Source organism: Vagococcus sp. QWL-13 (assembly GCF_058683555.1).
Genome location: NZ_CM178746.1, coordinates 245,559 through 258,062 on the forward strand (window position 1 = coordinate 245,559; position 12,504 = coordinate 258,062).

The 12,504-nt window shown below is 40.3% G+C and carries 13 protein-coding genes; 6 read left to right on the forward strand and 7 right to left on the reverse strand.

Going from position 1 to position 12,504, the window contains the following annotated elements; all coding sequences use genetic code 11:
- Nucleotides 1–26: 26 nt before the first annotated feature.
- From AC4PHI_RS01275 to AC4PHI_RS01285, 3 genes are all read right to left on the reverse strand, one after another.
- Nucleotides 27–1,445, reverse strand: coding sequence for a sensor histidine kinase (locus AC4PHI_RS01275; RefSeq protein WP_492200525.1), 1,419 nt, complete (start codon nucleotides 1,443–1,445; stop codon nucleotides 27–29).
- The gene (locus tag AC4PHI_RS01280; RefSeq protein WP_492200526.1) at nucleotides 1,442–2,122 is read right to left on the reverse strand and encodes a response regulator transcription factor; all 681 of its coding nucleotides are present in this window, start codon (nucleotides 2,120–2,122) and stop codon (nucleotides 1,442–1,444) included. The genes AC4PHI_RS01275 and AC4PHI_RS01280 overlap by 4 nt, the downstream gene beginning before the upstream one ends.
- 505 nt (nucleotides 2,123–2,627) lie before the next feature.
- Nucleotides 2,628–3,461, reverse strand: coding sequence for a MerR family transcriptional regulator (locus AC4PHI_RS01285; protein WP_492200527.1), 834 nt, complete (start codon nucleotides 3,459–3,461; stop codon nucleotides 2,628–2,630).
- Nucleotides 3,462–3,546: 85 nt separating this feature from the next.
- On the opposite strand from AC4PHI_RS01285, the gene AC4PHI_RS01290 reads away from it, so the two are divergent.
- From AC4PHI_RS01290 to manA, 3 genes are all read left to right on the forward strand, one after another.
- A complete protein-coding gene (locus tag AC4PHI_RS01290) occupies nucleotides 3,547–4,575 on the forward strand; it encodes an NAD(P)H-dependent amine dehydrogenase family protein (protein ID WP_492201509.1) in 1,029 nt (342 codons plus the stop codon).
- A 366-nt stretch (nucleotides 4,576–4,941) separates the two neighbouring features.
- Nucleotides 4,942–5,682, forward strand: a complete 741-nt coding sequence (locus AC4PHI_RS01295) for a hypothetical protein (protein WP_492200528.1) — start codon at nucleotides 4,942–4,944, stop codon at nucleotides 5,680–5,682.
- Nucleotides 5,683–5,815: 133 nt separating this feature from the next.
- A complete protein-coding gene (manA, locus tag AC4PHI_RS01300) occupies nucleotides 5,816–6,784 on the forward strand; it encodes a mannose-6-phosphate isomerase, class I (RefSeq protein ID WP_492200529.1) in 969 nt (322 codons plus the stop codon).
- A 46-nt stretch (nucleotides 6,785–6,830) separates the two neighbouring features.
- Here the strand turns inward: manA and AC4PHI_RS01305 are convergent, their stop codons facing one another.
- From AC4PHI_RS01305 to AC4PHI_RS01315, 3 genes are all read right to left on the reverse strand, one after another.
- The gene (locus AC4PHI_RS01305; protein ID WP_492200530.1) at nucleotides 6,831–7,364 is read right to left on the reverse strand and encodes a 3'-5' exonuclease; all 534 of its coding nucleotides are present in this window, start codon (nucleotides 7,362–7,364) and stop codon (nucleotides 6,831–6,833) included.
- 105 nt (nucleotides 7,365–7,469) lie between these two features.
- Nucleotides 7,470–7,988, reverse strand: coding sequence for an Ig-like domain-containing protein (locus AC4PHI_RS01310; RefSeq protein ID WP_492200531.1), 519 nt, complete (start codon nucleotides 7,986–7,988; stop codon nucleotides 7,470–7,472).
- Nucleotides 7,985–8,737 carry an exodeoxyribonuclease III gene (locus AC4PHI_RS01315; protein ID WP_492200532.1) on the reverse strand — a complete coding sequence of 251 codons (753 nt, stop codon included), beginning with the start codon at nucleotides 8,735–8,737 and terminating at the stop codon, nucleotides 7,985–7,987. Before AC4PHI_RS01315 ends, AC4PHI_RS01310 begins: the two co-directional genes overlap by 4 nt.
- A gap of 226 nt (nucleotides 8,738–8,963) precedes the next feature.
- Here AC4PHI_RS01315 and AC4PHI_RS01320 point away from each other — a divergent pair, with 226 nt between their 5' ends.
- Together AC4PHI_RS01320 and murB are read left to right on the forward strand one after the other, a co-directional pair.
- On the forward strand, nucleotides 8,964–9,923 hold the full coding sequence (locus tag AC4PHI_RS01320; protein ID WP_492200533.1) for a TraB/GumN family protein: 960 nt from the start codon (nucleotides 8,964–8,966) through the stop codon (nucleotides 9,921–9,923).
- 82 nt (nucleotides 9,924–10,005) lie between these two features.
- Nucleotides 10,006–10,905, forward strand: a complete 900-nt coding sequence (murB, locus tag AC4PHI_RS01325; RefSeq protein ID WP_492200534.1) for a UDP-N-acetylmuramate dehydrogenase — start codon at nucleotides 10,006–10,008, stop codon at nucleotides 10,903–10,905.
- A 110-nt stretch (nucleotides 10,906–11,015) separates the two neighbouring features.
- Here the strand turns inward: murB and AC4PHI_RS01330 are convergent, their stop codons facing one another.
- The gene (locus AC4PHI_RS01330; protein ID WP_492200535.1) at nucleotides 11,016–11,870 is read right to left on the reverse strand and encodes a helix-turn-helix domain-containing protein; all 855 of its coding nucleotides are present in this window, start codon (nucleotides 11,868–11,870) and stop codon (nucleotides 11,016–11,018) included.
- 420 nt (nucleotides 11,871–12,290) lie between these two features.
- On the opposite strand from AC4PHI_RS01330, the gene AC4PHI_RS01335 reads away from it, so the two are divergent.
- A complete protein-coding gene (locus tag AC4PHI_RS01335) occupies nucleotides 12,291–12,491 on the forward strand; it encodes a cold-shock protein (protein ID WP_492200536.1) in 201 nt (66 codons plus the stop codon).
- The last annotated feature ends 13 nt before the right edge of the window (nucleotides 12,492–12,504 follow it).

A 12,504-nucleotide genomic window follows, 5' to 3' on the forward strand; every position in this document is an offset into this window, starting at 1 on the left:
TCAAATAATATTGATGAAGAACTTTTTTATATGTGTCGCAATGGCAACGTAATCGTAAAACGGGTTCCTCTCCCAAGGCGGCTTTGTACGGTGATATCCCCGTGGTGAGCTGTCACGATGCTTTTGACGATGTAAAGGCCGATGCCTTGCCCGCCCGAGTGGCGCGACCGTGACGCATCGCTTCGATACAGGCGTTCGAAAATCCGCGGCAAATCATTTTCAGAAATACCCAAGCCGTCATCTTCGAAAATAATGACCAAATTGTCTTTTTTTACTTGCCATTGACAACTGATTTTCCCGTTATTATTTGAAAAATTTAGACTGTTTGCCATTAGATTCGTCAACACCTGCTGGAGTTTGTCGTAGTCTCCTTCGATTTGGACATCAGGTCCTTCTATCTGACAATCAATCTTTTTTTCGTTAAATTTATGAGAAAAAGTAGTTGTCACTTTTGACACCAGCTCTTTAAAGTTGAATGTTTGAATCATCAACGTGTCAGTATTTTTTTCCAGTTCCCCCATGTTGTCGATATCCCGGACCAGCCGAGTCAGACGGGTTACTTCTTCGCGGCAGAGATGGAGCCGCTCAGGAGTCACTTCCCAGACGCCGTCAGCCATAGCTTCCAGATTTCCTTGGAGCGTGGTGAGCGGTGTGCGGATTTCATGGGCGATATCTGTGGACATTTGTTTTCGATACTGTTCTTGCTGGCTGAGGACGGCACTCAATTTATTTAAAGCGTCTGTTAATTCGTTCAATTCTGTGACGTGAGTTTTGTAATCCAGCCGTTCATCATAATTGCCCTCTGCTATTTTTTTTGTCAAAACAGTGGTTTGGGTGATAGGACGGCTCAGATGCTTCGCAAGAAAAACAGCAAATAAAAAGGCAGCCGGCAGGGATAAAATAAAGATGACCACTAAACTTTTCTTGATGTCTTCAGCAAACTTTTGGTCTTGTTCATTGTACAAGCTTTCTTCATAATAGTGGAAAAGCACAGAGCCGATAGGAGTACTTTGTGCATAAAGACTTACTTGCTGTTCCGTAAAATTATCAGCTGTTTCGTCTAATCGGGCTCTTCCGTGATTGTTCTCTCTGCCATGTCCTTGGTTGTGTTGCCCAGCCCCGTTCATATGACCGTACCCCTTGTTAGCTGCGGAGTCCCAGACGACAGCATCGTCAGTATCATAAACAATGAATTGTAAACCTTCTTTATTTGTTTGCTGGGTTAGGGCGGACAAAATATCTTCAGACCAAGCTGATGTTTCAGTATCGAAAGCAAGCTCAATTTCCGTTGCATAGTCCGTCAATTTATCCTGATGTTTTTCTGCCACATAGTCGTCAAAGTGTTTGTCAGATAGGTAAAAGGTGACTGCGCCCAAAGAACCAATCAACAGTATCAAAATAGCGAGAAAAGATAATGAGATATAGGTTTTTAAATTTATTTTCATACAGATTCTCCAAATCGGTAGCCAACACCGTGGACAGTTGCGATGAAATGGGGAGATTTAGGAGTATCCCCCAGTTTATGTCTGAGATTTTTGATATGGGAGTCGATGGCCCGTTCGTAGCCTTCGAAATCAGGTCCAAAAACCTGCTCAATCAACTGTTCCCGTGAAAAAACTAATGTGGGATGTGCCGCCAGAGTGAGCAGCAAGTCAAATTCTGTTGCAGTCAAAGAGATTGGGATACCTTGCAGGGTGACTTGACGGGAGTTTTGATCAATCGTCAATCCGCTTTTTGGGAAATCGAGTGTACCGTTCATCTCAGGATAACAGCGTTTAAGCACTGTTTTGATTCTTGCCACTAATTCTTTGGGACTGAAAGGTTTGGTCAAATAATCATCTGCTCCCATATCCAGTCCAAGCAAGATATCCTCTTCAGCAGATTTTGCGGTCAGCATGATGATTGGCACGTTGGATTGTTGTCTAATTTTTTTTGCCACACTTATTCCGTCTAATTTAGGCAGCATTAAATCCAGCACAATCAAATGAGGCGCATTTTGTTTAAATTGTTCCAATGCTTCCATACCGTCTTTGGCAGTCACGAGTTCAAAATTTTGTTTTTTTAAATAGGCAACAATGATGTCAAGAATATTTTGTTCATCTTCTACAATCAAAATCTTCATGGTAAAGCTCCTTGCACGTTATTTTGAATCAATTTTTCTGATAAATTCTGCCGTCAGATTCCCCACAGCATTTTTTCAGCTAAAATTATCTTGTCGAACTCTTGATAAGGGATATTTTACATCTTATGGGATATGTCTTTTAGTTAAAAAAAGTCATCAACACTATCATACCGATAACCAGTAAGATTAACCAGAGAAAACCGCTCCCTCTTGCGGATTGAAGTAGGTTGCGATTGTATCTGATTACCGGCTAAGTAATGAGCCATTTTTGTTACATCCTTTTGGCTATAAAATAATTATAAGGAAAAATTATGGAGAGATTATGTAGATTTGTTGGATTTGAAATAAATTCAACAAATCTACATAATCTCCTCTTTGATAAATCTCCCAACTGCTTACTTCTTTGAAAAATCTTTTCTTACTGGCTGTCATTAGAAAATAAAAAATATGCGAAGCTATTTTCAAGAGTATGTTAATCATCAATTTTGTTCAATCAAAAAACAAGTCAAAAAACCGGGACCTGCATACGGATAAACATGTTCCGTGAGAGCTGATTGGAATGAGGGATTTCATAAACCACTTCGCAAATATAATCTCCGGCGACTTGCAGATTTCTTTCCTCTAGCTTTTTCTTCAAGACTAAGATCTCCGCTGCTTCCTCCTCGAAAGCATCACAATAATGGATAGCATATTGCTGCCGCGGCAGTGTGGTGAAATTTTCCAAGCGGCTGAACTGTCTATCACAAAAGATAAACATCATTCTAGAGTCAAGATTCTCGTGCCGGAAATTGTCTTGGGACATGATAGACCCCACACGATTAAATTGATACACCGGGATACGATGGGCTACGAGGCTCTGTTTGAATTGGCGCAGGTGCAGCTCATATTCCAAGAGAGTCATTTCATAAATATTTTTTGAAATAGGGAATGTTAGGATATCTCTTTTAGGCAAGGTAGCGACTTCGAAGGATTTTTGTTCGCTTTTTTGCTGGTAGATATGATTTGTTTCTTTGAAAGATTGAATCAGTCTCATTTTTTCTTCTATCGCCTTTTTTTCAGCGGACAGCTCAAGATATTTTTGTTCAACTTTTTCATTTAGTGTATCCACAGTATTTCTTTTATCTAAAATATTTTTTATTTCTTCCAGTGAAAAATTAAAACTTTTCAAAAACTGTATACTGTCAACGATGGTCGACTGCATGACGTCGTAATAGCGATAGTTCGTCAGCTTATCCACTTTGACTGGCTGGAGCAGCTGGATGCTTTCATAGTAACGCAATGTTTGGATGGAAATATTATTCAACTTTGCAAAGTCCCCTATTTTAATCAATGTATCCATTTTCATAACTCTCCTTGACTCTATAGTTACTATAGACATTATACTTTAATTGTGAATATATTAACAATTAAAAACCTGAGGAGGCATTCACATGGAAAAAGTAAGACTGATTCAGTATGGTTGCGGGAAAATGTCAGAAGTCCTATTTCGTTATTATCACAAACACGGTGTGGAAATTGTCGGAGCTATTGATAACAACCCAGAGATTGTAGGTCAAGATGTCGGAGATTTCGCAAACTTGGGTATAAAAACGGGTGTGAAAATTTCTGACAATGCAGAAGAAGTTTTTGAAAATTGCGATGCTGATATTGCCGTAGTGACGATTCTTAGTTATATGCCTGAAATGTATTCTTTTTTTGAATTAGCATTAAAACATGGGGTAAATGTTCTGACTACTTGTGAAGAAGCAATCTATCCATGGAATACGTCCCCGGTGGAAACAAACAAACTTGACAAATTAGCCAAGCAAAATAATGTGACAATTACAGGCAGCGGCATGCAGGATATTTACTGGATTAACATGCCTTGTTTGATGATGGCAGGAATGAATGATATTAAAAAAGTCAAAGGGGCAGTCAGCTATAACGTAGAGGACTATGGTTTGGCTTTGGCCGAAGCTCACGGTGCCGGGTATACAATGGATAAATTTGAGAAAGAAATCGCTCAGGCCGAAAGCTTCCCATCTTACATGTGGAATGCTGCAGAAGGGATTTGTTCTAAGATGAACTGGACGATTGCTTCCATCTCTCAAAAGAGCGTACCGTTTACTTTGGCTGAAGATGTTTATTCTGAAACTTTAGGACGTACTATTCCAGCAGGTGAAGCGACAGGAATGTCCGCAGTCACTACGATTAAAACCCATCAAGGTATTGAGCTTGAAGTGGAATGTATCGGTAAAGTATATCGTGAAGATGATGGAGATATGTGTGATTGGGAAATTATCGGTGAGCCAGGAATGAAGTTCTCAGTTGAGAAGCCTGACACCGTTTCCCATACATGTGCGACAATTGTTAATCGCATTCCATCTGTCCTCTACGCGCCAAGCGGTTTTGTAACAGCAGAAAAATTGGATAATCCGGAATATTTGACCTATCCGATTCATCTAAGCTTGTGATATTAAAAGGGCTGCCCTATAAATAGTTTAAAATTCAAAAGTAAAGAAATTTATAAATTAAAAATCCACGAAATCGTTTCTCAGATCCTTGATTTCGTGGTTTTTTTCTAGCTGTTTTATTGTTCATGTTTTTGAAGCTGGCTTTGATAATCAGTGGTCAAGGAACATGACTCTAACCTTAAATCATCTGTTGGCTAAATAAACTGTACAGTTTTTAATTTCTTTTTATCTTCAGGTCGAGGAATTGAAGAATATGCTATAATTCAGGTGTGTCGATTGTTTAATTGATGCTTTGATATTTAAGGCAAGACAAATTATTGGATACGTTTGAAATATAGACATAAAAACGGATGGGGGTCAGGGCGGATGACGGAAAACAAAGCAATGGTTTATCCTGAGGTTTTTAGTTCTGGGCGGGGAAGATATGGTGCCAATCAAGGAGAACTGCTGCGCAAATGGGAGACTAAACAATCTGCTGAACAGGAAAAAATCCGTCAGTTGATAGCAGGTGTGTTAGGGAAAAAACTAACAGATAAAGAAATTTTTTGCTATTTGAAGCGATTGAATTTTCAAGGCTGCGGTTTTGCGGCGGCAACGAATATCATTTTAGAAAAATATGCCGGAAAAGCAGCAGAATTTAGATGGCGTTACGGTATAAATTATTTTGATGAACAAGGACGAGTGAATTTTAATGAATTGCTGCTTGCCTTTTATCATGCCGAGAATAATTGGCGTCATATCCCGTTGACATCTATTCAATTCAAATTTCTCTATCCCGGAGTGAGAGCAGGAGATTTGCGGATAAACATTCAAAATTTCTCAAAGCGGCACGGCAAAGAAATTTCCGGGCGCTGGTTGTGGAGCGGCAGTGATGTGCAGACAAGGCAGGAGCTGGCTTCAGGTAGATTGGTCACATTGACATGTTATCTTAACTCCATGCACCTGATTGCACCGGAGAATGCAGGCTATAAAACTGTTGACAGCAGGTTTCATACGGTGACGCTGACCGGTTATGATGAAGATAAAGAGGCCTTTGTGGCAAGTTCTTGGGGCAACAAATATTTTTTAAAGACGTTGCCTCCGGTAGTGAGTCTTTTTGCCTACTAAAAAGATGGTGCCGGCTATGACAAGAAACAAATTGACAGCTGGAAGAGGGGCTGATTTTTTACAGATTGTCTCGGATTGTACTCTTAGCTAAAAAACCTTTATAATAATAAAAGAAAAAAACAGGAGGATAAGGATGATTTTAAACAAACCGCTTTTTATTGAACCCGTATTGCAAGAAAAAATTTGGGGCGGGACCAAATTACGGGATATTTATCATTACGATATTCCAAGCGAAAAAACAGGGGAGTGCTGGGCGATTAGTGCCCATGAAAATGGCATGGGCCATGTACTGTCACCTGAAGAATTTCAAGGGACATCTCTGGCAGATTTATTCAGCACACAGCCGGAACTTTTTGGAAATCCCGGAGTCAAAGAGTTCCCTTTATTGACGAAAATTATTGATGCAGCTGATGATCTTTCCGTTCAAGTCCACCCGGATGATGATTACGGACGGACCCACGAGGGAGAGTTGGGAAAAACAGAATGCTGGTATGTGATTGCTGCTGATCCAGGAGCTGAAATCGTGTTTGGACATACAGCACAAACCAAGGAAGAATTTATCGACAGAATAGACAAAGGCGAATGGAACCAGCTGCTTCAATCGGTGAAAGTCAAAGCCGGGGATTTTTTCTTTGTGCCAAGCGGGACGATTCATGCCATCGGTGCCGGCGTCATGATTTTGGAGACACAGCAGAGCAGTGATACCACCTATCGTGTGTATGACTATGACCGTAAAGACGATCAGGGAAATGTTCGAGAATTGCACATTCAGCAGGCGATTGACGTGACGACGATTCCCCATCATGTGCCACCATTGGCAGAAAAAACTGAAAGAATAGGCGACAGTGAGCTCAAAACATTAATTGAAAGCGACTATTTTAATGTGGCCCATTGGCTGATACGGGGCGATGTCACCCTTCATCAGAAAAATAAATATACTTTGGTCAGTGTGTTAGAAGGTCAAGGAACTATTATTATTGACGGGAAAGAGTGGGAGTTGACAAAGGGACAGCACTTTATTCTGCCGGCAACGGTAAAAGAATGGAAGCTTTCTGGTAATCTTGACATCATCAGCTCAACACCGGGGACAAAAAATAATTAATAAAAACAGCGGATTCTCTTTTCAAAAGGAGAAGACCGCTGTTTTTTTAAACCATTTTAACGAATTGTTTTAATTGCTGTGAGCCAAATCTTTTTTCTTGCTCCAAGACGATGGAAGCACAGGCAACACTATCTTCCAGTGCGTCATGGTGATTGTCTAGCCGGATTCCCAGATTAGCACAAACGGTGTTTAACCGATGATTGTCAAATTGAGGAAACAGCTTGCGACTGCTTCTGACAGTACACAAAGAAAGAAAATGGGCGGGCTCAAGATCGTAATAGTCAAGGCAGCCTTTCAGCACACCATTATCAAAGGGTGCATTGTGAGCTGCAATTAGATGATTGCTTTGAAAAAAGTCCTTGATTTCCGGCCAGATATCAGCAAATGTGGGAGCCTCTTTTACCATTTCCGGACGAATGCCGTGAACTTGGATGTTGCGCCAGTGAAAATCAGTTTGGGGATTGATGAGAGAATAATATTTCCCGATGATTTTGCTGTCTTGAACGATGGCCAAAGCAACGGAACAGGCACTGTGTCTTTTGGCGTTGGCAGTTTCAAAATCCAATGCGATAAAATTCATTTTTTCCACCTCTTATTTGTTTGGTTCTTTCCGCTTTATCTTCTTACAAGTGTATGATTTTAAATGCTTAACGTTTCTTTCTTCTTCTGACGAAGTGATGTTCTCTTAGTTTTTCCGATGCTGATGTGCTAGAAAAGCTAGACTGCCGCCGCCTAAAAGGATGATAACTATAAACAGAATTGGCGGAGCAAGAGATTTTTTTGACTTTTCGTCAGTCTTTTTTATTTCGCTATCGGAAGTGGAGTCTGTTTTAGTTTTTGTTGACGAGAACAGGGTGCTTTCTCCAGCAGGCTCAAGAATCGTCTGATTGATTAAGTCGTACGTCAGTGAGAACGAGCGGTTTGTCAGATAATCAAAAATCATCAGTTTGATGGTTTTTGATTGTTCGTCTATGGGTATCGCAAAATGTCCTTGTGCGTCTGCAACGATTTCTCCCACAACATTTTCTATTGAGATGTTGGCATTAGGAGTAGTTGTACCTTGAAGCACTGCGTTTTCCGCATCATAAAATAAATCTTGAACAGTTATTTCTTCCGTTACCTCATCCGCAAGAAAAGGAGTGGGAAACATCCACAGGCTCATAATCAACAGCAAAATAATTAGTTTAAGGTTGGTTGTGTTCAATCAATCACCAGCTCAACGGGACAATGATCACTTCCCATGATATCTGTGTGGATGGCAGCGGAATTCAACCGGGGATTCAGCCTTTCTGAAGCAACAAAGTAATCAATCCGCCATCCTGCATTATTTTTTCTGGCATTAAAGCGGTAGCTCCACCAGGAATAAACACCCTCAAGGTCGGGATAAAAATAACGGAAAGTATCGGTAAAGCCAGCATCCAGCAGTTGGGAAAATTTTTCTCTTTCTTCATCCGTAAAGCCGGCATTTTTCCGGTTCGTCTTCCAATTTTTCAAATCAATGTTCTGATGGGCAACGTTTAAATCACCGCAGAGGATGACAGGCTTTTTTTGATCCAAAGCTGTGAGATAGTAACGGAAATCATCTTCCCACTGTATCCGGTAATCCAGCCGCTTTAGTTCAGATTGGGAGTTTGGCGTGTAACAGTTGACCAGATAAAAATCCGGGTATTCTAATGTCAAGACCCGTCCTTCCTGGTCGTGTTCAGGTATATCCATTCCGTAGGTGACACTGAGAGCTTTTTCTTTCGCAAAAACTGCAACTCCGGAATAGCCTTTCCTTTCAGCATAGTTCCAATACTGATGGTAGCCGGGCAATACTATGTCCACTTGGTTTTCCTGTAACTTTATTTCCTGTAAAGCAAAAAAATCCGCATCCAGCTGCTGGAAAATTTGCATAAAATCTTTTTTTAAGATGGCACGAAGTCCATTGACATTCCATGAGATAAATTTCATACGACGCCTCCTTTTATGGTTTGTTCTAATTGTATCTAAAAACGTGATAAATACCAACCCTAAACAATCCAGCAAAAAAAATGAGAAGAATAATAAATAACAATTGTTGTTGAAAGTTTTTTTTGAAAGGAAAAACTGGTAGAATAGGTAAAGATGAACATAAACATAAAGGAATAAAAATATCTGATTTGAGAAATAAAAAAGTTAAACTAAAGAGGGGAATCTAATGACTAATAAAAAAGTGAGACTGTGGCTGGCAGCACTCTTGTTGAGTTTAGGTCTGTTCAGCGGCTGCACTGGAAAAGAACAGGAAACAGAGATTCAAAAAGCCACAGGAGAAACTGATGAGCTTCTCACAGAAAATCAGAAGCAAACAAAGGTCAAGTGGCCATACTATGAGATAGTCAAGGACGGACAGGTGAAGGGGCATCTGATTGGGACAATCCATATTGGCAAGCAAAGCATGTACCCATTCCCAGAGCGGATATTGATGGATTTGAAAAAAAGCGACAACTTTATCACAGAAATAAAAATGTCAGAGTTTGAAAACCCGGAAACCGGGAAAAAAGCGCAGGAGGCAATGGCCGCAGAGACACCTTTGACGACAGACATGACCAGCGATGCAAGGACAAAGTATCAAGAAATTTTAAAAGACTACGGTTATCAGGAGAAAGATGTTGCTAAGATGAATCGTTTTGGTGTTACTCAAATGCTTCAGGCGAAAGTAATGACTCCAGTCGCCGCTACCTATGGCGTAGATATGCAGTTGAGTGCCCATGCTAAAAAAAATAAAAAGCAAAAAAATATCGGCTTAGAAACGGTTGCTTTTCAGTATCAGGTGCTGCCGAAACTATACGAAGAACCTGAAGATATTAATGCTTGGATTGAGACTCTTGAAACTAAAGAAAATTTTAAGAAAGCAATGGATGATTTGCTGCAAACGTACATAGACGGTAAAATTAATGAAATGTATGAAAATCCGGAAGCTTCAGGGATGTCAGCGGAGCAAAATGACTTACTGCTGGTTGAGCGGAATTTGGCTTGGATGGAGCAGCTGCCTGACTATCTGCAGCAGGAAAATCAAAGTTTTGTTGCTGTGGGGGCGGGACATTTACCGGGAGAAAAAGGTTTATTGAAGTTGTTGTCCGAGGCAGACTACGAAACATCTCTTGTGACATTTGAGTAAAATGAGAAACAAAAGCAGAGACTATTGTTTTTATAAAAACTCGTGGTAGAATGTAGAAAATAGATTTAGAGGAGAAAGACGCGTGGATAAGAACCAAATTCAGCAAGATTTACATGGGATTCAGCTAAAATTTGACGCACCGTTGTCAGAGTATACATACACAAAAACTGGCGGCCCGGCTGACGTACTGTTATTTCCCAAAACTCAGGAAGAAGTGCGCCAGATTGTGGCTTATTGTTCTGCCAACCACTATCCTTGGATGGTGCTGGGCAATGCCAGCAATTTAATTGTGCGGGACGGCGGCATTGAAGGTTTTGTTTTAATGCTGACAGAAATGAATGCTATTCAAATAGAAGGTACTAAAATAATTGTCGAGGGCGGTGCTTCCCTGATAGAAACAACGAAGCAGGCATTGGGAGCTTCGTTGACAGGATTAGAATTTGCCAGCGGGATACCGGGAAGTATCGGTGGTGCTGTTTATATGAACGCAGGAGCTTACGGCGGAGAAATCACCGACGTTTTCGAGTCCTGCACAGTGGTATGGGAGGACGGGCAAGTAGAAACTGTCTTTCATGATCAAATGGCTTTTAGCTATCGCCACAGTTGTTTGCAGGAGAGAAAAGGGACAGTCTTATCAGTCACCTTCGCCCTGAAACCGGGAGATGCCGAGGAGATAAAAGCGAGAATGGATGAGTTGACTTGTTTGCGTGAAAGTAAACAACCTTTGGAATTCCCGTCTTGCGGCAGTGTTTTTAAACGTCCGGAAGGCTACTATACGGGAAAACTTATTCAAGAGGCTGGACTGCAAGGGTTTATGGTGGGCGGTGCCCAAGTCTCTACCAAACATGCCGGCTTTATCGTCAATACGAATAATGCAACGGCAACGGACTATGTGGAGCTGATCCGCCACATTCAAAAAGTCATCTTTGAAAAGAACAATGTAAAACTTGAAACAGAAGTCAGAATCATCGGTAGAGAATAGCAGACCTGTCGCGTTTGTGAATATAAAAATGGCCGCTTCCATCATTGGTGAGCGGCAGTTTTTTGTTTTCTAGAGAAATATTTCTATAAGATTCCCAGTGTCACAGGATTTTAGATATCAGCGGACAGATTTTGGTGCCTGACCGCTGCAGAAGTCAATGTATCGATCAGCCTGACTGATTCTAAAGTTTCCGGGATTTGTTCATGTTTTTGTTCAATGATCCCCTTCAATAGAAAAAGCTGGTCCAGATAATAGAGGATATGTTTTTTTTGCGCCCAGGTGATTCCTTGTTCGACAGCTTTTTCGGCTAAGTTATATAGATGGTGGCTGATAAATGCTGTCCCCACGTGATACATGGCACGCACAAGTTCTATATTAGTTCTTTTTGCCGGGTTACAGCTGAAATAGTTAAGACTTTTTTTCATAAAGGCAAGTCCGACATTTGTCTCTCCCCGACTCAAGTACAGGCGCCCCAACTCACTTAAAAGAATGATTTCCATATCGGAAGCGTTGTTCTGCTCAATGCTGTACGTGCAATCTAGGCTCTCCTGAAGCAATTTCGGCACATCGTTTGAATGTGGAGCTAAAGAAGACAACGCACACGCTTTATAATAATGGTAAAGTTGCAGTTCTTTCTTGGTCCAGTAAGCGGGCAGAGAATGCTGTTGTGAAATCAGCAGGCTCAATCGCGTGTATTGATGGGTTTGATGTAAGTATTGCATTTTTTCAAGGAAGTCCCGTGATTCTTGTGTGCTGGAAGAAGACTCACCGTCCATTATTTCTTCAACAGAAATATTTAAGCGGTTGCAAATTTCTTTCATGATCAGCGCATTTGGAATCACTTCATTATTCTCTATACGGCTAAGCATTGCTTGAGAACAAATATCTTTTGCTAATTGTTTTTGCGACAACTTCATTTTTTTACGAACTTTTTTTAAATTAGTTCCATAGGTGTGGTCGTTCATTCATTTAGCTCCTTTCGAAAATAAGGCCTCAAAAAAAGTTTAACTAACTATCGGAAATTAAGCAACTTTTTCGACTATTTATGTTTTTTATTTATGTTTTAACATATGTTATATAAACATATAGGAGTATATTGAGTGTTTTTTAAATAGCGGCTGTTTTGCTGGAGCAGCAGGAAGCATTTATGACTTGGCAGGAAGTAAAGAAAAATTTTGAAAAACCAGATCAATCAAAAGAATTTTTAAGCTTTATTAGAAAAATTTTAATTTTATAACAGAAATCCTTTGCCGAACGGGTAGTGTTGTGGTAGAATGAATTTAGTGATTTTTTGTAACGGAGCTACAGGTGAGTTGTTTTAAACTTTTTCCTTAAACTTCCATTCAAGAACTACACAAATATTTTGGGAAAAGGAGGAGTTTAGAATGACTGAAGGAACAGTAAAGTGGTTTAACGCTGAAAAAGGTTTCGGATTCATCACTGTTGAAGGTGGCGACGATGTGTTTGTACATTTCTCAGCTATCCAAGGCGACGGATTCAAAACTTTAGAAGAAGGTCAAGCAGTTACTTTTGACGTAGAGTCAGGAGACCGTGGACCTCAAGCAGTAAACGTAAACAAATTATAATCATTACGTAAAT